Genomic DNA, 19,477 nt, shown 5'->3' with positions numbered 1-19,477 from the left:
TAAGGCATAGAGCGTAAGTTGTAGGTCATTTTAGTACATTACGCTACTGAACATTTATCTTAACTACATGTCTGCCTCTTTACAAAACTTCACGGTAACCGTTGGTCACCAAACCATCTCTGTTAAAACAAAAGGAGAGGGTACGCCTTTGGTTTTGATCCATGGGAATTCTTTGAGTAAAGAAGTATTTGTTGAGCAATTTGATTCTGTTTTAGCAGACAAGTACAGATTAATTGCTTTTGATTTTCCGGGGCATGGAGCTTCACCGGCAGCTAAACCGCAGGACGAAGTGTACAGCATACCAGGTTTGGTGAAGATCTTGGTAAAAACGGTAGAGGCCTTAGGGGTAAAGAAAGCAGTATTCTTTGGGCATAGTTTAGGCGGGCATGTGCTGCTGGAGGCTTTAGAGTTCCTGCCGCAGGCGCTCGGCATTATCATCTGCGGTACGCCTCCGTTGTCCTCAAACGCTGATGTGGCAAAAGGATTTCTGCCGAACCCTGACGTTGCCCTTGCTTTTACGAAAGATTTGTCTGCTGAACAGACGAAAACGTTGGCTGCTACTTTTCTGCCAAAAGATTCTGCTTATTTTGAGACGGTAGTCTCCAGCATTACCAATACTCACGCTGCCTTCAGAGAAGAGATGGCCGCTTCTATTGCCGCTGGTAAGCTTGAGAATGAAGTAAAAGTGGTGGAGGAGCTAGACTTGCCGGTAATGGTGCTTCATGGCAAAGCTGATCCGTTGGTGTCACAAGACTATATCAAAAGCATTCAGTTCAAAAACCTGTACAAAGGAGAAGTGCAGGTGCTGGAAAAGGCCTCGCACAGCCCTATGCTGGAGCAGCCTGAAGAGTTTAACCAATTGTTAGATCAGTTTGTAGTTGCTTGCCTGAAAGAATCAGTTCTTATGGCTTAGTACCAGTTCTACCGTATTCTTAAGTTTTGTTTTCTCTAGCATATTTTTTCTGTGCGTGTTTACCGTGTGCACGCTCAGGTTTAGTTGCTGGGCAATTTCCTGGCTTGTCTTACCCGCAGAAACAAGTTGCAGAATCTCAGACTCTCGTTTAGTAAGCACCAATGAGGAGGCCTGCCAGTTATGAAATTTCTCGGTGAACAAATGGCTCAGAGGACCTGTCGCAGACACGCGCAATGGACCTGCTTCTTTGTGGGCGCTGATGTTTGTCCAGATGCCGAGCGTGTGGGTGATGTTGCCCTTCTCGTCTCTTTTAAAAACAGTGGTTCTTCTTAAAATCCGCTTCACGGTGTTGTCTGGCAGCAGAATCCGGCAGTCTAAATAAAAGGTGTTTTCAAAGCTAGGCAGATCAGGATGTTCGAAAAGAAACTCAAAAGCCAGCTTTACCGCTGCCAGCATTGGTTCCTTGTCTTCAGGGTGGATGATGTCATACAAATCCTTCAGCTGTAATTTGCTTGGTTCAATGCCCGTGATTTCCTGTACTTTTCCTTTTAAAAAGATAATCTCGGCCTTAGCCAAATCGGTGATATAATAAAATTCTTCGCCAATGATGGGTATGAAGAAGAACATTTCCTCAGGACTAAGACTGGCTTGATATTGGTCAATTAACTGCTCAAAATCCTGGTTCTGGAAATAAGTGAAGACCTGAGAAGGCGACAAACTTCTGTTCTTTTCGGTGCCTGAATTACTTTTTGACATATTGCTCTTTACACATGGGGTAACTCAATATACTTATTTATAGGTATAGAGCAGAAAATATAATTGTTTAAAATTTTAGAGTTGAAGGATGTTTAATAATTAATTTCATTTCTTCTTTTTCAAACGCATTACTGCCACGCACCTAAACCCTAGCCATTCTTCTGGCTCATTATAATGGAAGTTTTTGGGAATGGAGATTTCTGAAAGGCTTTGTTTAAATGAGCCACCTTTGGCTACTCCCTCCGTGGCGGTTATTTCTGCCACATTGCCTATCATGTTGAACAGCAGGAAGTTGTTTGGAGGGTTTGAATAATAATATTCGGGCCCAATGTAATTAGCGGTTTGACGCAGAGTTTCTAGTGAGGGACAACGGAAGCCAGGTTTATCAATGCTGAGGTAATAGTTTTCTAGCACAGTAAATTCCATCTTATGCAGAATATCATCCTTGCCGTACGTTATGCCAAGCGTATCAAGGCATTCAGATAATGAGCCTCGACCAATTTTTAGCGTATTTGCTTTTCCATGGGCAGGTCTTACTATACCGTACGGATGATTGTTGATGTCTAATCCTCCAGCCGCTGCGTATTCCCACTCTTCTTTGGTAGGTAACCTATACTCCACTACCGCATCATAGCCTTTCAGGGCACGACCTATTTTGCTAGTCTTGTCCTGTAAGAGCTTGTTAACCATGTCACTTCTCCACTTGCAGTAGTTCACTGCCTGCTCAAAAGAAACCCCTATGACAGGGAAATACCGATAGCCTGGATACCTGAAGTAGTGGCGCATGAAATCATCATTGGGCTGTAGACTAACTTTCCAGGTAGTAGAATCGGGAAGCTGTGACAGGTAAAACTCAGCGCTAGAGTCTTTGTTGATATGATAGAGATATTCTAAGTAGTGTATGTTCGCTACCTCCGTTTCATCCACATAAAAACTATCGCGTAGGTAAACGGTGCCAGGCGGAGAGAATTTCTCGTAAATGGTTTTGCCTTTCTTTTGCGCCTCCCCTCGCCCCAGAACAGAGCAACCAGTAAGAAATGCCGCAAAGAAAAGCCAATATGTAAAGCTACCTTTTATGTTAAGCATTTGCATAGAATACATAGTTGTCTTTTCTGAATTGACTGGCTTACATTGAAATTGGATCTACAGAAAATGGATGTTCTAGATTGCCATTTTCAGCCTCTTTTCTTAAAACTAGCTCTAAAACGTACTACAATTTATTCTGCGGGTCATCAGGCTTATTGGGCCAGTTCTTTTCATAATAGTGGCAGAAGTGGGTGAGGGGGCATTTCTCGCACTGCGGAACCCTGGCAGTGCAGATGTAGCGGCCATGTAAAATAAGCCAGTGGTGCGCCTTTGGCACTAGTTCTAAAGGGGTATTCTTCATCAGCTCCTTTTCTACCTCCAGCGGTGTTTTGGCTTTGGCGCTTACTAAGCCCAAACGTTTTGACACTCTAAACACGTGGGTGTCTACGGCCATGGCGGGCATGTTAAAGATAACCGATGCAATTACGTTAGCCGTTTTTCTTCCTACTCCTGGCAACTGCTGTAATTCTTCTATGGTACTGGGTACTTCACCACCAAACCGTTCCACCAGCATTTTGCCCAGTCCTGCCAAATGCTTGGCTTTGTTGTTGGGGTACGAGATGCTCTTGATGAATGGAAAGATATCTTCAGATGTGGCTGTTGCTAAGATCTCTGCCGAAGGATAAGCTTCAAAGAGCGCAGGAGTTACTAGGTTCACCCGCTTATCGGTGCATTGGGCGCTGAGTACTACGGCAATCAGCAACTCATAAGGATTGCGGTAAGCCAGTTCTGTTTCAGGCTCAGGGAAGTTTTGGGTAAAATATGAGATTAAATGAAGATAGCGTTCAGGTTTGCGCATGCGTAAATTATAATAAATAGATAAGCAAACTTATGTAAAAGTGTTGAACTGAGTTTACTTACATGTTAATCTGCTATTTTAATTTTGGCAACCTCTCATGCAAAGGTGGTTTATGTTGTTTCTGACCGCAAGGCTTTTAAAATAGCTGTTCTTGGTAATTTTTTGTAAATAGAATCAGAGGAGATTATTTAAAAAGTAAACAGACAGCTGGCATGTTAAAGGTTTGCAAAGTTATTATTGCTTTCGTTCTCTTAGGTTTATGCTCTTGCATTACCCCTCCGGCTGATTATAATAAATTTACAGAAGGAGAACTGGATTTTGTGAGTTATCATGAGGGGCAAAGTATTAAGTTTATAGACACCAACAATGTTGTTGGCATATATAAGCAAACTGAATACGAAAGATATTTTTACGAGTTTAATGGTATGATGGGCCCAACAAACACGTTTCAGGAAAAATACAGAGTTACTTTTTCTGGAGCTGGGTATTTATTTGTTGCGCTTGGTGCAGAAGTAATTTCTTATCCAGGTGCTGGGGGGCTTAATATTCAGTTCAATAACTATACTGTATCTGGGTCTGCAGTTTTCTCACCAAGATTATCTTCAAAAGTAATAAATGGAATAACCTATAAAGATGTTTATTCTATAAGGGCTTTTAAACCAGGCACTCCATATTTAAGCGATACAGCCACCATGTATTATAATAGAGAGCATGGTGTCATCCAGTTATTGTTCCCCAACGGCAAATCCATCACCAGAATAGACTAAGCACAAAAAAAGCACCAGCTATTAACTGGTGCTTTTGCTAGCATCCGGTTACGGATGCAAACTTACAGTTTTGGAATAACTAATGATAGCGTTGGTTACCTTATCGCTGGGCTGCCGGAAGGCATTGTCCAGGCTAAGTTGGGCCAGGAGTAAGTCGGTACAGCTTTCCGCCAACTCCTGGTCTACCATTAAGGCCTGTTCCAGTTGAAGGCGCTGCCGTCTGGGCAGCTCGTTGTAAAGATATTGTACCAGGTCATTCTGAGTAAAGGTTTTTGTCATAGGCTGCTATATCATTGGACATTTTTTTCCGCAAATTGATTAATGCGTATCTCATTCTGCCCAATGCCGTGTTAATGCTAACTCCGGTAGCCTCTGCAATCTCCTGAAAACTCATGTCAGCGTAGTGGCGCATGATCAGCACCTCTTTCTGAGCCGGTGGCAAAAGCTGAATTAGCTCACGCAGCCGGGCATGGGTTTCCTCTTTGATCCTGATGGATTCCACTGACTCCTCAGAGAAACTCAGCGTGTTAAACACGTTGCTGCCGTCTTCCAGGGTAATCATTGGGCTCCGCTTCTCCCGCCGGAAATAGTCAATAGCCAAGTTATGGGCGATACGGCAGATCCAGGATGAAAATTTTCCTTCTTCGTTGTAACGGCCGCTTTTCATAGTATGGATAGCCTTCACAAAGGTTTCCTGCAAGAGGTCCTCAGCAGTGTAGGTATCTTTTACTATAAGCAGAATGGTGGTAAAAACCTTGCTTTTATGACGGTTAACCAATTCCTCAAACGCACTCTCGTTACCTGCGATATATGACGTTACTAGTGCCGAATCGCTGAGCTGTACTATGTTCATCTAAAATCTACAATTAAGGTAACGTAGAGGTTTAAGCCATATTGTAAGGTTAACGTGAATAGATAAGTTTTTTAAGTGTATCAAATATAAAAAACCTTGCGCCTAAATGCAATGGGCAAAGGTTTATGTATAAATATTTTTTTAGCTTTTTTCAAACGCCTGCCCCGCAGACTGATGAAGAGTAAAACTATACTTATGCTTTTGCCTCAAAAACTGAACCAAAAGTGTTCAATAAGAAGTATAGCTTCTGTTTTAAGCTTGATTTTTCAAAAAGAAGCCTAAAACAGAATCAGTGAAGGGGGTTAATGAGAAAGCGGTCTTTTCTTGATCATGCCCCCAGAGGTGTCGTTAATGCTGTGCATGATCATGAAGGCAGACGGATCCATCTCTGAGATAAGCGTCTTCAGGCGCTGTACTTCTAAGCGAGTCACCACACAGTATAAAATATCTACCTCGTCGCCTGAGAAACCGCGCTGGCCTTTGTATATAGTAACCGCTCTGCCCAGCTGGGTAAGAATGCTCTGGCGCAGGGCATCACTATGTACTGAAACTATGGTAACGCCGGTGTATTCTTCAATACCATGAATAATAAAGTCAATGGTTTTAGATGCAGTGAGGTAGGTAAGTACCGAGTACATGGCAGGTTCTGGCCCAAGCAAAAAGGCAGCTACCAAGAACAAAATAAGGTTGATCACCAAAATTACGTCGCCAATGGTGAGGCTGGTTCGTTTGCTCACTAGTAGCGCAAGGATCTCGGTGCCGTCTAACACACTGCCTCCCCTAATAGAAAGGCCAATGCCGGCGCCCAGAAAGAATCCTCCAAATACCGCTGTCAGCAGCAGATCATCTGTAATGGAGGGTAACTCAATAAATAGCAGGAGCAGGGACAGCCCCATAACTGCTAATAAGCTGGTAAAAGCAAAGGTGCGGCTAACCTGGCGGTAGCCGGCAATGAGAAATGGCGCGTTGATAACCAAAATCAGCAGCGGTAAAGGCAAGCCTGTGCTTTTAGACAAGAGCATGGAAAGCCCTGTTACCCCGCCGTCTATAAAGTGGTTGGGGATCAGGAATCCCTTGAGTCCTAAACCTGCGGAGCAAACGCCAATGCAGATTAAAAGGGCATCGCGGAAATGGCCCCAAAAGCGTTTCGTTTTTAACTCGGCAGGCGGAATTGGGTTTGGGGTATTCAAAGCGTAAATAGACTAAGGGTTTTTAACACTAGACGTCAGGGATTTTATTTCCTCCTCAACAATGGTAATCTGCTTATTAAGGCCGTCGTAATAGCCCTGTATTTTTCTCATTTCGGCAGGGGTAAGAGCGGTTTCTAGCAACTTTAAACGCTGCTCCAGTAACTCTGTCATTTTCTCCAGAAGCTGTGCCTTCTCATTGAGTCCTGTGCTGTATACCTGCTGCTCTTTATTATTTGCCACAGAGGCTATTTTACCATCTATGACCACAATGCGGGTTTCGGTATCGCCCACGGTTTGGCGCTCATGCTTAATTATTGTGTCATGCGTGAAGAGATCGTCTGCCACCAGCACAATTCGTCCTTTCGGATTAATGGCATGCTTCTTTTCAAGTACAAGCGTTTTGCCGTCGGGGGTGCGCACGCGGCCGTCTGCAAAAACTATGGTGCCATTCTCATATTGTATAGGGTCCTGCACTTTCAGCAGGCGCCCGCCCTTGTGCTGTACCAAATGGTCTTGCTGCCAAAAAATAGTGTTGTCTTTGATAGTTGTTTTGGTAAGAACAGTGTCAGAAGAGGTGGAGGTTTGAGCTTGGGCAGAAGCGGTTATTCCACTACACACAGAGAAAGTTAATAACAGACAAAAAGCAAGATAAATATTTTTCATAGCACTTTGATTTAGCAAGCTGCACTGAATCAGTTGATGCTTTTTCAACTAACAAAAAAACGTAAACTAAAATAAATTCTCTCTGCTTATACGTTTTATTTCAAATATGCAATTATGTTCTTTTTAAAATTATATTTATAGCTATATCAAAAGCAAAATAGGGGCGTATATAAGTGTACTATGGAATATAACATTTACATGACACCGGAATTTAGAAAAGAGGTAAAGAGAGACCTCAAAATACAGCAAAAGGCAAATGCTGAAATAAAGGACACGTTGGCCATTGAACGTACTGAGTTCTCCAACGAGCGTACTTTTTTAGCCTACCTAAGAACCGCTCTCTCATTGATAGTGGTAGGTATTTCATTGCATCAATTTTTTAATTCTACCGTTTCAATGTACTTAGCAGCGGTACTGATACCACTGGGGTTAGGAATTGGTTACATAGGGTTTAGGAAATTCATAAAAAAACGTGCCCTTATACAGCGTAAGCGTGAGGCGTATGTACCAGCCAAACAGATGCTGGCAATATTAAAGGCTGAGAAAGCCGCCGAAATGAAAGTGAGCCATAGAGACATGTCTATATAAAATATATCCTTTATTTAATTATTGGATAAAATATAGAAGAAGTGTTGGCGGCGGGAAAGTGAAAGTGTAGTTGGAATGCAAAACCGCCCACTTCTTTTAGAGTTCTCTTCCCGAATGGTGAGTAGCTTATACCGGTAAAGCAGGCTCCCATCTAGCAATATATACTATTCCATAACAAAAAGCGGATGTTCGGCCAAGCATCCGCTTTTGTGTTTTAAAGCTGTTTTTGAAAAGCAGGCTAAAAGCGCTAAGATAGCCCATCCAAGAGAATCTTTCGTTTGCCCATTATTGTAAGCCCATGAGCCTTTAGATTTGCTGAAATTGGTGTGTTTTGCCTCACGGAAGCTAGTAAGCCTTTCTTAGCATGTCGGCAAAGTCATTGGGCAGGGGACTGTTCTCTACGGCCTGCGCGGCTTTTTCCACATCATAACTCACCCGCCTGAATTCTACCTGAATGCTGTCTTTGTCAAACTTGCTGCTGTTGTCGTTCAGGGTGACGAGTACATAGCAGCCGCGGGGGTCTCCGTCTTTTGGTTTGCCAATAGAGCCTAAATTAATAGCATGGCGGTAGGCTGTTTGGCCGTTCAGATCATATTCAAACGTGCGGTGGTAGGGCTTGTGCGTGTGTCCGAAGAACAGCAAATCAGCATTGGCATTCTCCATGATGCGCACCATGCTTTTCTCCTCGCGGTCCTCAAACAGGTACTCGTTTATTTTGCGCGGGCTGCCGTGCACCATGAGCAGGAACAGCGGGTGGTCATTCAGCTGGAACTCCAGCTGCAGGTGGGCAGGCAAAGTGCGCAGATAACGCCGCTCCTCGGGCTTTACCAGATGGTTGGTGTATGCAATAGATTGGGCACCGTTGTCTTTGTCGTGGTCGGTTTTGTAAGCGCATCCGCAGTCATCTGAGGAGCGGCCCACGCCATAGTCATAGTTGCCGGCAATGGTAGGAATGCCTCTCTTCCGGATTTCGTTAATAACCTCGTTGGGCCACACGTTATAGCCCACTAAATCTCCGAGGCAGTAAACGGCATCGGGTTGAGTGATTTCCAGATCTTGAAAAAAAGCCTCCAGTGCCGGCAGGTTGGCGTGAATGTCTGAGAACAGCGCGATTTTCATAGTTCAGTATTTTTAGCGTAGTTAAAACTTATTTCTGTTGGCAAACGCCACCAATGACAGCATAATAGGCACCTCAACCAATACGCCCACCACCGTCACCAGTGCTGCCGGACTCTGCAGTCCAAACAAAGAAATGGCCACTGCCACTGCCAATTCAAAGAAGTTGCTGGCTCCTATCATAGCGGCGGGGGAGCAGATGGCGTGTGGCAGTTTAAGCCAGCGGCCGCCGTACCAGGCTAAAAAGAAAATGAGATAGGTCTGAATAGTAAGAGGAATGGCCACCAATAAGATGATGAACGGATTGTCAAGTATGTTCTGCCCCTGAAAAGCAAACAACAACACTAATGTCAGGAGCAAAGCCAGAATACTAACAGGTTTCAGCTTAGGCAGAAACTTACCTTTAAACCATACTTCGCCTTTTGATTTAATGAGCACCCTGTTGGTGATATACCCCGAAACCAAAGGGATAACTACAAAAATGACTACACTGGCAATCAGTGTTTCATAAGGAATAGCCACATCCGTTATGCCTAGCAGCAACCCAACAATAGGTATGAAGGCAACCAAGATTATAAGGTCGTTTACCGATACCTGCACCAAGGTGTAGTTAGGGTCGCCGTCGGTGAGATAGGACCATACAAACACCATGGCGGTACAGGGGGCGGCACCTAGAATGATAGCCCCGGCAATGTACTCCCCTGCCACGTCTGGTGAAATCCAGGCTTGGTATAAGTTAGAGAAGAACAGCCAGGCAAAAAAAGCCATGGTGAAGGGCTTAATCAGCCAGTTGATCACCAGCGTCAGCACCAGTCCTTTTGGTTTTCTGCCCACGTTTTTCAGGCTCCCAAAGTCAATTTGCAGCATCATGGGGTAAATCATGAGCCACACCAAGACAGCCACCGGCACATTTACCCGTGCTATTTCCCAGCTGCTCAATACCTCAATGCTGTCGCCAGCCAAATAGCCCAGGGCTACTCCGCCCATTATGCATAATGCCACCCAAACGGTGAGGTAGCGGTCAAAGAAAGGGATGGTCTTTTTCTGTTCCACTCTATTGAAATGATTAATGAGTAATGACCAATGATTAATGTGTAGTTGGAAATGAAGAATGGGTAAAATTTTCTGCTGTCATTTTAGCCCTTGTTGGTGTTATCACCAACAAGTATAACTCCGTCTGTAAGCCGAAAGATTAGATAAGGCTTTCTTCTGAAAAACAGAAATCTGAGAAATTTCAACTTGGGCCGCTAAATGGTTTGTTGGTGAGAACACCAACAAAGGCAGCGTATAGGTTTTAGGCCTGTTTTTTTAGAAAAAAGGCTAAAACAGACACTAATTATTACTCATTGTTCATTAATCATTATAAAAACTAGCAACAACCGCCGCCGGGCGTACAAGTTTCACCCTCGGTTGTATTTACCCCTAATGAAGAGAGGGAAATAAACGTCAACTCCTTTTGAGCGGCAGGGGCTTCCTGGGCGGGTGGCAGGCAGCAGGCGGTAGCTTCCTGGGTTTGGTAATGTGGGTCGTTGAATTCGGCGTCGGCGTGGAAGTAGTAGACCTCCCACTGCACTCCGTCTGGGTCGGTTATCCAGAATTTGTCTTGAGTGGCATAGCAGCAGTTGGTACCTATCTCTTCTAGAATAGGTAAGCCATTGGCTTTTATATCCTCCAAACGAGCGAGCAGTTCAGCTTGGCTTTCTACCTGAAAGCCCAGGTGCCCAAAGTGCGGCTGTACCCGGTCGGGGTTCTGCACAAAAGAAATAATCAGGCTGGGCGAGTCCAGCACAAATTTAGCATAATCAGTTTTCTGCTTAGCAGGCGCTTGTCCAAAGAAAGCGGTGTAGAAATCTACGGTTTTGGTGATGTCAGACACGTAATAACTCACGTGCATGCGCGGAAAAGTTGTATTGGTTTGCATAGTTAACAACAGTTTTGAGAGGTACAGGAATTCAAATCAGTAAAGAGCTTCTCGAAATAGGTGCGGGCTATTTGCCACTGTTTTACATTCAGGCAGTAGCAAACCCTAGGGCCGTCAATGTCGCCGGTGATCAAACCGGCTTGCTTCAGTTCCTTTAGGTGTTGCGATACGGTGGATTGCGAGAGTGGCAGTTCTGCCACAATATCACCGCAGATGCAGGACTGCCGCTGGGCCAGCAACCGCAGAATGGCAATACGCGCAGGGTGGCTCAATGCTTTGGCTAAATTCGCCAGCGCTACAGTATCTACATCAAACGCTTCTTTTTTGGTGTACGCCATGGGTGTAATTGTTTATCGCAAATATACGATTGATATTGAAAAAGCAAAACCGTAGGCTTAAAAAATAAAAAAGCCCGACGGTGGTACCATCGGGCGGGTGTGTCTTAAAAAAGGAGGTGGCTATTTTTCCACTTCGGCCAACTGACATTTTTTAAGCCAGTGTAACGCTTCCGTCTCAGAGGTGAAGCCTTCAAAATCGGCGCATTTGCCATACCAGCTTTGCTTTCTTGACTCTTCTGCCGCCTTTATGGTGAAATGGTCTTCGGCGTGGGCGGGAGTAAGTAGATATGCTACATGGGTAATATGATCAAACTTCTCGTGCAGCGTTGGGTAAAACTCGTTTCTAACCCAGTGGCTGTCGGCGTCTGAGAGAGGGCCCCGGCTCCGGATATCAAATAGCCAGTAGCGGGCATTTGTCGCTTCGGCTAGCTCAAGCACCTGCTGGTACACTTCTCTTACCGTAAAATCATACACGGGCTGAGGCCAGCGCAGAAACAACACGTCCAGATCTGGGCGGTGAGTAAGGGCTATGGCATCTAAAAAAAGTGGAGACATAGGGTATTTGAATAAAGTAAGTAAACTTACAAAGAATGTAGAGAACCACCGCACGTTCCTCGCAAGAAATTCTATATAGGCAACACCTATGTTTCAAAATCGTTCGCTTTCAGTGCAAATTATTTGTAAGCGCAAAATTGCTCTACCTTTGCGGCGATTGAATTTTATTCTGTGACCACACCTGCCCCAGCCCCTCAAGAACGCCACGACCCATACGCGGTCTTGCGCCTGCCCGAATTCAGATTGTTTGTCTCCGCCCGCTTCTGCATTACCTTGGCCATGCAAATTCAGGCGGTGGTGGTGGGGTGGCAAATCTATGACATCACCAAAGACCCTTTCTCACTGGGACTCATTGGCTTGGCCGAAGCCATTCCGTCTATTACGGTAGCTTTGTACGCCGGCTATGTAGCCGATGTGGTGCCGCGCAAGCGAATCATTATTTCTGTGCTGAGCGTGTTGCTGTTTTGTTCGCTGGCCCTGCTGGCGTACACTACTGATATTGGGCAGGTGCTGCGCGAATGGGGTACAGTGCCTATTTATTCCATCATTTTCCTGAGCGGGCTGGCGCGTGGATTTATGGGACCTGCCGTTTTCTCGTTCATGCCCCAGCTGGTAAAAGACCGCAAGCTGTACTCCAATGCCATTACCTGGAGCAGCACCACCTGGCAAGCGGCCTCGGTGGCAGGGCCGGCCATAGGTGGCTTGGTCTATGCTTTTGGCGGCGTGACCATGGCCTTTGGCGTAGATGCCGCTTTGGTTTTGCTTTCCCTCACGTTCTATAGCCTTATTGCCGGAAGGCCGTTGCCAGAGAGTGAGGGGCCAAAACTCAACATCAAAGAAAGCCTGAAAACAGGACTGCGCTTTGTGTTCAGGAACCAGATTATTCTGAGTGCCTTGGCGCTGGATATGTTTGCGGTGCTGTTTGGTGGGGCGGTGATTCTGCTGCCCGTGTTCGCCTCTGATATTCTGCACATCGGCCCCGAGGGCTTGGGGGCTTTGCGTTCGGCACCGGCCATCGGGTCAGTGGGCATGGCGGTGTATTTGGCCTACCGGCCGATTACCAAAAATGCGGGCAAGAAAATGCTTTGGTGCGTGGCGGGCTTCGGGGCTTGCATTATTGGTTTCGGTCTTTCAAATTGGTTCTGGCTGTCGTTCTTCTTGCTGCTCATGAGCGGTTTACTGGACAGTGTTTCCATGATCATCCGGTCTACGCTCATCCATACGTTTACACCCGAGCACATGAAAGGCCGCGTCTCCAGTGTGAATAACATCTTCGTGGGCTCCAGCAATGAGATCGGCTCCTTTGAATCTGGCCTCGCTGCCAAACTCATGGGCGTGGTACCCTCGGTGGTGTTTGGTGGTTCTATGACCTTGCTAATTGTTGGCTTCACCGCCTGGAAAGCAGATAAACTTCGGAAGCTGAGCTTCTAGCGGTTCTGGCTTATTTTTAGCTGCTGTTTTCGGGCAGATTTTTAGAAAGTAGCCTTAAAACAGAAGCAAGAAAAGCTTCAAATCCCCCCTGTCGTTGTTTGAAAGCAGATTCCCCCTTTGAAGGGGGCGAAGGGGATGTTTACATCTGCCGGTCCACGAATTTTTGATTCTACTCTTTTACTGTCATCCTGAGCGCTAGCCGAAGGATCTAACGAAGACTATTGCCCCTACTTTCGCTTTACCCTCCGCCGTTGTTGAGTGCTCTCACCAACACCTTAAAAAGCCTCTGCTCCCACTGCCCTTCTTGCTAAACCTCTAGCTGCGTCTCTTTCTGCCGAGGTTTGTCACTTTTCTCCTTGATGAGAAAAGTAACCAAAAGAATCAAGAAGCCCTTAAACTCGCTGCCGCTCAAACAGTAAGGGTTTCAGTCAATTTACCACCTGGCACATTTGCGCTGTTCCATAGCCACTGCGGCTACTACTAAATTGAACCTGTATCTCGTGCTCCCGCTAAGCGCCTCGGCGCCTACGGCTTCTGCGTTGCCCGCTCCCGCAGGAGACGATAAGGAGGAAATTACTACTCATTACTTTATCGCAGACTCGCGACTCGCAGACTCGCGACTCGTGACTCAAGACTCAGAACTCAAGACTTCCCCAAGACCTAGCAGTGTCTTGCAGACCTGCTAGTGTCTGAGCCTTCAGCCGTTTCAACAATCAACAATCAGCAATAAGCAACCAGCAACCAGCAATAAAACTACTCTTCCTCCTCCTTGTTCTCCTGCATGGCCAGCAGATTATAGGCGCCTTTCAACACAATTCTGTTAGAATTTTGCAACTCCGCGGGCAGCTGCACTTCTACATAGCCGTTGCCTTTAAGGCCGGTTTTTACTTCTATCCGCTCAAATTGACCGCTTCCTGATTCAGCAAAAACAAAAAAGTTGCCTTTGAATTGCACCACGGCAGACTCAGGTAGCGCGGTGACGGCTCTTTCTTCCAGCTGAACGGTGGCGGTGACGTACATGCCCGGCAGCAAACGGTGCTCGTCGTGGTTTTGAAGGTGGGCATGGACGGGGATGGTGTTGTCGCCCTCTACGCTGTGGCCTACTAAGATAATTTCAGCCGTGCGGGTTTTAGGGTCATCAGGTAACGTGTAGGTGAGGTGTTGGCCGGGGCGCAGGTAGGGTACGTCTTGCTGGAACGCGTTCAGTTTCAGGTGCAGGTCATCGGTGTTCACCAGTTCAAACAGCACATCAGAGGCGTTGACCATTTTACCTACGTTGGCAAAAGTGTTCCGCACAAAACCGTTAAAGGGTGAGGTGACTCTGATGGTGCGGGTGATGTTGCCGTTCTGCAGACGTGCGGGGTTAATGTTTATCATGAGCAGTTTTTCGCGGAGGGCGGCCAGGCTGTTCTGCAGCACCTCACGCTCGGTACGCACTTGCTGCAGGTTTTTCAGGGCACTCACTTTCTCCTCCGTCAGTTCCTGCTGGCGCTTATATTCAAGATTAGCCAATTCCAAACGGGCGCGGGTATCTAGGTAATCCTGCTGCAGCTGCACATAATCTTGGTGCTGCAGGGTGGCCAGTACTTGCCCCTTGCGGATGTGCTGGCCCGGCAGCAGGTTCATAGTTTTCACAAAACCGCCGTAGGGCACCGACACGCTCACCACGCTGGTGGGCGGAGCGTCTACTTCGCCGGAAAGTTGTAAGGTGCTGCCCAGGCGCTGCTGCGAGGCGGCACCTAGTTCAATGCCCACATTCTGCCGCTGCTGTTGGGTAAGCGTGAGCTGCTCGGTAGTGGCCGCTTCAGATGGTGTGGTGTCTCCCGTTTCCGGGCTGTTTTTCTCAGAACAGGCCGAAAACAGAAAAAGTCCGGCTAAGCTATAGGTAAGGAATGATGTTTTCATGGTTAATTTCCTCCTAAATATTGGAGTTGATACACGTTTTGTTCATAGTCCAGCAGCAGTTGCAGGTAGTTTTGGCGGATGCGCAGTTGTTGGTCGGCGGCTTGCAGGTAGCTCAGGTAGCTTACCTCGCCGGCGCGATACGCTTTGTCGGCTTGGGTGAGGGCAAGGCGGGCGTTCACCAGCACTTGCTCTTGGTAAAACTGCAGGCTCTGGCGCAGGCGCTGGTGTTCTTGATAGGCCGCGTTCCACTGGCTCTGCAACAGGTACTGCTGGTTCTGTAGGGTAGCTTCGGCAGCCTGTCTGTTTAATTCTGCGGCTTTGGCCCGGCTGTTTTGTGCGCCCCTGAAAAGCGGGATGGCCACTCCGGCCTCCACGCCTTGGAACCGATGACTCCGATCTGGTGCGGTTTCCACCTGTCCGTTAATCTCATATGTGCCTACCAGACTTTGGTTGAAGTACCCGAGGGTGATGTCTGGAGCCAGTTTACTTTTCTCAACCTGCCGCTCACGGTCGGCCACGGTAATTTGCTGCTGGTACACGCTCAGGAGCGGATGATTGGCAAGCACATCGGTTTCAGAGGATATTTGCGCTTGCTGCAGCGGCTCAGGAATGATAAGCAACGGCTGCGGAGCTTGAATGAGGGCGTTCAGCTGGGTCTGGGCAATAACCAGAGCTGCCTGGTTTTGCCGGAGCCGGTCAGAAAGCTCGAGCCGTTGCGTGGTGGCGGTGGTTTTTTCCAGTAGCCCAGTTTCTCCTGTTCTAAAACGTACTTCAGCGGCATGTTCTAGTACTTTATAAATGCTGTCTTGCTGTTGCAGCAGTTGCTGGGTGCCGTGCAAGAACGCCAGCCGCCCGTAGGCTTGTTTTACCTGCAACGCCAACTCGTGCTGCTCCAGGCTCAGTCTCTGCTGGCTCAGGTTCTTCTGCTCCTGCAACAGCTTCTTCTGCGCTGACCACACCGTAGGAAACGGAATGGTTTGGCTCACGCCAATGCGGTCATCCGTGACGGGGCTGTTCAGGTAGCCTTGGGCGTAGGTCAGCTCTGTTTTAGGAACATCCACAGCCGTTTTCTGCAGCGCCTCCCGTACCTCTACCTGTAATGCAGCGCTTTTCAATTGCTGGTTGTGCTGCTTGGCCAGCTCCAGAACTTGCTCTAAAGATAGCTGCTGCGGCGTTTGCGCTTGGCTGCTCATCGGCAACATAAAAAAGAACGGCAGTAGCCAGATCATAGCAGATTTCCGTAAGCTGCCCAGGCCTTTTTCTGAGTAGTAATAGATAACAGGCAGCACCACCAGCGTAAGAAGCGTGGCAGAAATCAATCCGCCTATTACCACCGTGGCCAAAGGTTTCTGCACTTCGGCGCCCGCTGAGTTAGACAAGGCCATGGGCAAGAAGCCGAGCGAGGCCACCGTGGCCGTCATGATGATGGGGCGCAACCGAGCCGCTGTTCCCTCGCGTATTATTTGTTCCAGATTGGTCATGCCGCTGGCTTTCAATTGGTTGAAATAGCCTATCATCACAATGCCATTGAGCACGGCCACGCCGAAGAGCGCAATAAAGCCCACGCCCGCGGAAATACTGAAGGGCATGTCGCGCAGGAGCAGGGCAAACACACCGCCAATGGCCGATAGTGGAATAGCCGTGAAAATGAGCACCGATTGTTTAATAGATTTAAAGGCGAAGAACAACAAGATGAAAATGAGCGCCAGTGCCAGCGGGACCGCTACACTCAGCCGCTCCTTAGCCTCCAGCAGGTTCTGGAATTCACCGCCGTAGGTAATGGTGTAACCGGGCGGTAGCTTTATTTGGCCTTCAATTTTCTGCTGAATCTCGTCTACAATGCTCTGCACATCGCGGTTCCGCACGTTAAAGCCAATGGTGATGCGACGGCGGGTGCCATCGCGCTGAATTTGGTTAGGGCCTTCTTTCATCTGCACCTGGGCTACATGCTTCAGCGGAATCTGGAGGCCGGCGGCGTTGCTCACGTACAGCTGCTGCACATCTGAAAGGTCTTGCCGGTTCTGTTTGTTCAGGCGCACCACCAGGTCAAAGCGCCGCTCGCCCTCGTACACCTGACCCGCCGACAGTCCGGCAAAAGCGGCAGTGACAGTGCGGTTTACGTCCTGCACATTTAAACCGTAGCGGGCCATCTGAGCGCGGTTATATTCCACCACCACTTGCGGCAATCCACTCATTTCCTCAATGTACAAATCTTGCGCACCTTTTATTGGCTGAATCAGGCGACCCACTTTCTCGGCATACTGCACCAGTTGGGCCACGTCTTCGCCGTAGATTTTGAGCACCACGTCTTGGCGCGCGCCGGTCATGAGCTCATTAAAACGCATCTGAATAGGCTGCTGCACGCCAAAGGTGGCCATGGGTAGGTTCTCATGCAGCACCTCAGAAACTTTATTGGCCAAATCAATACGGTTGTTGGCGCTGGTCCACTCGTTCTGGTCTTTCAGCACCACAATCATATCGCCTAGTTCCACGGGGTTAGGCTCGGTGGGTATTTCGGCGGAGCCGATTTTAGTCACCACTTTCTCTACCTCCGGAAAATTCTCTTTCAGCACTTTAGAAGCCTTTTGCACTACTTCAATAGTTTCATTCAAGGAGCTGCCGGTGAGCACGCGGGTTTCAATGGCAAAGTCGCCTTCAGTGAGGGAAGGAATAAATTCACCGCCCATTTGGGTGAAGAGCAGCAAACTCAGCGCGAACAATCCCACTGCTACTGTCAGCACCAGCACCTTAGCTTTAAGTGCGAAGTTGAGCAGCGGCTGATAGGCTCGGTTAATGGCGTTCATGATTTTGTCAGAGATGTTATCTTTGTGGACGGTCTTGCGGCTTAGCACCAAAGAAGCCATCATGGGCACGTAGGTGAGCGACAGCAGGAACGCGCCCAGAATGGCAAAGGACACCGTTTGGGCCATGGGCTTGAACATCTTGCCCTCAATGCCCACCAGCGCCAGAATGGGCAGGTACACAATTAAAATGATAATCTGCCCGAACGAGGCGAAGCCCATCATTTTGCCCGCCGAGTTCTGCACCTCATCGTCCATCTGCTCACGGCTGAGTTTATAAATACCGGACTCTGCGTAATTACTAACCTGAATGCGGTGAATTACGGCCTCCACAATAATCACGGCCCCGTCTACAATCAGCCCGAAGTCCAGTGCGCCCAAGCTCATGAGGTTGCCCGACACGCCGAACACGTTCATGAACGAAATAGCAAACAGCATGGCCAGCGGAATAACAGATGCCACCAGCAGCCCCGCCCGCAGGTTGCCCAGTAGCAACACCAGCACGAACACCACAATCAACGCGCCCTCGGCCAAATTTTTCTCAACGGTGTTAATGGCGCGGTCCACCAATTTAGAGCGGTCCAGAAACGGCTCCAGCACCACGCCTTCAGGTAAGGTTTTCCTGATTTCGGCAATCTTATCTTTTACTCTATTAATGACTTCGGAGGAATTCTCGCCTTTAAGCATCATCACAATTCCTCCGGCTACCTCTCCGTTTTCGTTCACCATAGCCCCGTAGCGGATGGCGGAGCCTTCGCAAACATCGGCCAAATCCCGAACCAGCACCGGAGTGCCGCTTTCGGTAGTGGTGACCACAATCTGACCGATGTCTTGTTTGGTTTTTACCAGCCCCTCGGTGCGGATAAAATAGGCATTGGGGTCTTTTTCTATGTAGGCGCCGCCCGCGTTGGCGTTGTTCTGCTCCAGCGCAGTGTACACCTCTGAAATGGTCAGGTCGAAGCTGCGGAGTTTCTCAGGGCTGATGGCTACCTCGTACTGTTTCAGGTTTCCGCCAAAGCTGCTGACTTCGGCTACACCCGCCGTGCCCAGCAGTTGCCGCCGTACAATCCAGTCCTGAATGGTACGGAGTTCCGTGGCGTTGTATTGTTCTTCAAAGCCGGGGGCGGGGTGCAGCTCATACTGGTAAATCTCGCCTAAGCCCGTGGAAACCGGAGCCAGGGTAGGTGTCCCCATGCCCTCCGGAATCTGCTCTTCGGCTTCTTTCAGCTTCTCGGTAATCTGCTGTCTGGCCCAGTAAATATCGCGGTCTTCGTCAAACACCACCGTTACCAGCGAGAGGCCAAAACGGGAGAATGACCTAATCTCTGTAATGCCGGGCACGCTGGCCACCGCCAATTCCACGGGGAACGAAATAAACCGCTCCACATCCTGCGCCCCCAGTGCCGGCGACACCGTAATCACCTGCACCTGATTGTTGGTAATATCGGGCACGGCATCAATGGGCAGGCGCTGCACGTTGTACACGCCCCACGCCACCAAAGCCACCGTGAGCAAGCCTATCACCAGCTTGTTCTTAATGGAAAATGCTATTATCTTCTGTAACATGTTGTTGAAAAGAGTGAAGCTGCCTTTTCTCTGTTATTGAGAGAAAAGTAGCAAGTCAAGAGAAGCCGCAGCGCTGCGGCTAAGGTTTCTGGGGGAATTGGTTTGGGTGTTGGATAGGTGGTTGGCGAGGACGCTCGCAGGTTCTCCGGACGCTACGAGGTCATTTGAGCTGGCGTTTGCTATTTTTGACCTCTTTTTCAGGAAATAGGTCAAAAGCGCATTTTACGCT

The 19,477-nt window shown here is 48.0% G+C and carries 19 protein-coding genes; 5 read left to right on the top strand and 14 right to left on the bottom strand.

Going from position 1 to position 19,477, the window contains the following annotated elements; genetic code table 11:
• Nucleotides 1-67: 67 nt before the first annotated feature.
• Entirely contained in the window at nucleotides 68-913 is an 846-nt protein-coding gene (locus tag A8O23_RS08715; protein WP_066619720.1) for an alpha/beta fold hydrolase, read from the top strand.
• Here A8O23_RS08715 and A8O23_RS21875 read toward each other — a convergent pair.
• The 3 genes from A8O23_RS21875 to nth all read right to left on the bottom strand — a co-directional run bounded on the left by A8O23_RS21875 (nucleotide 896) and on the right by nth (nucleotide 3,554).
• Nucleotides 896-1,669: a LuxR C-terminal-related transcriptional regulator gene (locus A8O23_RS21875; RefSeq protein ID WP_066619718.1), complete on the bottom strand. Its 774-nt coding sequence runs from the start codon at nucleotides 1,667-1,669 to the stop codon at nucleotides 896-898. The genes A8O23_RS08715 and A8O23_RS21875 overlap by 18 nt on opposite strands.
• A gap of 105 nt (nucleotides 1,670-1,774) precedes the next feature.
• The gene (locus A8O23_RS08705; protein ID WP_161486711.1) at nucleotides 1,775-2,755 is read right to left on the bottom strand and encodes a formylglycine-generating enzyme family protein; all 981 of its coding nucleotides are present in this window, start codon (nucleotides 2,753-2,755) and stop codon (nucleotides 1,775-1,777) included.
• Between the two features lie 124 nt (nucleotides 2,756-2,879).
• Nucleotides 2,880-3,554, bottom strand: coding sequence for an endonuclease III (gene nth / locus A8O23_RS08700; RefSeq protein WP_066619710.1), 675 nt, complete (start codon nucleotides 3,552-3,554; stop codon nucleotides 2,880-2,882).
• Between the two features lie 212 nt (nucleotides 3,555-3,766).
• Between nth and A8O23_RS08695 the strand changes: the two genes are divergently transcribed.
• Entirely contained in the window at nucleotides 3,767-4,321 is a 555-nt protein-coding gene (locus A8O23_RS08695) for a hypothetical protein (protein ID WP_066619706.1), read from the top strand.
• A 48-nt stretch (nucleotides 4,322-4,369) separates the two neighbouring features.
• Here A8O23_RS08695 and A8O23_RS08690 read toward each other — a convergent pair whose 3' ends face one another.
• From A8O23_RS08690 to A8O23_RS08675, 4 genes are all read right to left on the bottom strand, one after another.
• Nucleotides 4,370-4,600: a hypothetical protein gene (locus A8O23_RS08690; RefSeq protein ID WP_066619704.1), complete on the bottom strand. Its 231-nt coding sequence runs from the start codon at nucleotides 4,598-4,600 to the stop codon at nucleotides 4,370-4,372.
• Nucleotides 4,575-5,174, bottom strand: a complete 600-nt coding sequence (locus A8O23_RS08685; protein ID WP_066619700.1) for an RNA polymerase sigma factor — start codon at nucleotides 5,172-5,174, stop codon at nucleotides 4,575-4,577. Before A8O23_RS08685 ends, A8O23_RS08690 begins: the two co-directional genes overlap by 26 nt.
• Nucleotides 5,175-5,476: 302 nt before the next feature.
• Nucleotides 5,477-6,364, bottom strand: coding sequence for a YitT family protein (locus A8O23_RS08680; RefSeq protein WP_239693370.1), 888 nt, complete (start codon nucleotides 6,362-6,364; stop codon nucleotides 5,477-5,479).
• Nucleotides 6,365-6,376: 12 nt separating this feature from the next.
• Nucleotides 6,377-7,027 (bottom strand): DUF6799 domain-containing protein, encoded by a 651-nt coding sequence (locus A8O23_RS08675; RefSeq protein WP_153042130.1) that lies wholly within the window; start codon nucleotides 7,025-7,027, stop codon nucleotides 6,377-6,379.
• A gap of 180 nt (nucleotides 7,028-7,207) precedes the next feature.
• Between A8O23_RS08675 and A8O23_RS08670 the strand changes: the two genes are divergently transcribed.
• Nucleotides 7,208-7,615 carry a DUF202 domain-containing protein gene (locus tag A8O23_RS08670; protein WP_204377684.1) on the top strand — a complete coding sequence of 136 codons (408 nt, stop codon included), beginning with the start codon at nucleotides 7,208-7,210 and terminating at the stop codon, nucleotides 7,613-7,615.
• A gap of 345 nt (nucleotides 7,616-7,960) precedes the next feature.
• Here the strand turns inward: A8O23_RS08670 and A8O23_RS08665 are convergent, their stop codons facing one another.
• The 5 genes from A8O23_RS08665 to A8O23_RS08645 all read right to left on the bottom strand — a co-directional run bounded on the left by A8O23_RS08665 (nucleotide 7,961) and on the right by A8O23_RS08645 (nucleotide 11,545).
• Complete coding sequence (locus A8O23_RS08665; protein WP_066619688.1) at nucleotides 7,961-8,734, bottom strand: metallophosphoesterase family protein; 774 nt, start codon at nucleotides 8,732-8,734, stop codon at nucleotides 7,961-7,963.
• 21 nt (nucleotides 8,735-8,755) lie between these two features.
• On the bottom strand, nucleotides 8,756-9,784 hold the full coding sequence (arsB, locus tag A8O23_RS08660; protein WP_066619686.1) for an ACR3 family arsenite efflux transporter: 1,029 nt from the start codon (nucleotides 9,782-9,784) through the stop codon (nucleotides 8,756-8,758).
• A 316-nt stretch (nucleotides 9,785-10,100) separates the two neighbouring features.
• A complete protein-coding gene (locus A8O23_RS08655; RefSeq protein WP_066619683.1) occupies nucleotides 10,101-10,652 on the bottom strand; it encodes an ArsI/CadI family heavy metal resistance metalloenzyme in 552 nt (183 codons plus the stop codon).
• A gap of 2 nt (nucleotides 10,653-10,654) precedes the next feature.
• On the bottom strand, nucleotides 10,655-10,990 hold the full coding sequence (locus tag A8O23_RS08650) for an ArsR/SmtB family transcription factor (RefSeq protein ID WP_066619681.1): 336 nt from the start codon (nucleotides 10,988-10,990) through the stop codon (nucleotides 10,655-10,657).
• Nucleotides 10,991-11,110: 120 nt separating this feature from the next.
• Entirely contained in the window at nucleotides 11,111-11,545 is a 435-nt protein-coding gene (locus A8O23_RS08645) for a hypothetical protein (protein ID WP_066619679.1), read from the bottom strand.
• A 171-nt stretch (nucleotides 11,546-11,716) separates the two neighbouring features.
• On the opposite strand from A8O23_RS08645, the gene A8O23_RS08640 reads away from it, so the two are divergent.
• Both A8O23_RS08640 and A8O23_RS21425 read left to right on the top strand, forming a co-directional pair.
• Nucleotides 11,717-12,976: an MFS transporter gene (locus tag A8O23_RS08640; protein WP_066619678.1), complete on the top strand. Its 1,260-nt coding sequence runs from the start codon at nucleotides 11,717-11,719 to the stop codon at nucleotides 12,974-12,976.
• 449 nt (nucleotides 12,977-13,425) lie between these two features.
• Nucleotides 13,426-13,662, top strand: coding sequence for a hypothetical protein (locus A8O23_RS21425; RefSeq protein ID WP_153042129.1), 237 nt, complete (start codon nucleotides 13,426-13,428; stop codon nucleotides 13,660-13,662).
• Between the two features lie 67 nt (nucleotides 13,663-13,729).
• Here the strand turns inward: A8O23_RS21425 and A8O23_RS08635 are convergent, their stop codons facing one another.
• Nucleotides 13,730-14,881 (bottom strand): efflux RND transporter periplasmic adaptor subunit, encoded by a 1,152-nt coding sequence (locus A8O23_RS08635; RefSeq protein ID WP_066619677.1) that lies wholly within the window; start codon nucleotides 14,879-14,881, stop codon nucleotides 13,730-13,732.
• A gap of 2 nt (nucleotides 14,882-14,883) precedes the next feature.
• Nucleotides 14,884-19,248, bottom strand: a complete 4,365-nt coding sequence (locus A8O23_RS08630; RefSeq protein WP_066619676.1) for a CusA/CzcA family heavy metal efflux RND transporter — start codon at nucleotides 19,246-19,248, stop codon at nucleotides 14,884-14,886.
• Nucleotides 19,249-19,477 lie beyond the last annotated feature (229 nt).

It is taken from the genome of Rufibacter roseus (assembly GCF_001647285.1).
Lineage (GTDB): Bacteria > Bacteroidota > Bacteroidia > Cytophagales > Hymenobacteraceae > Nibribacter > Nibribacter roseus.
The sequence above is the reverse complement of the archived record's forward strand: the minus strand, read 5'-3'. Positions and strand labels throughout refer to the sequence as shown.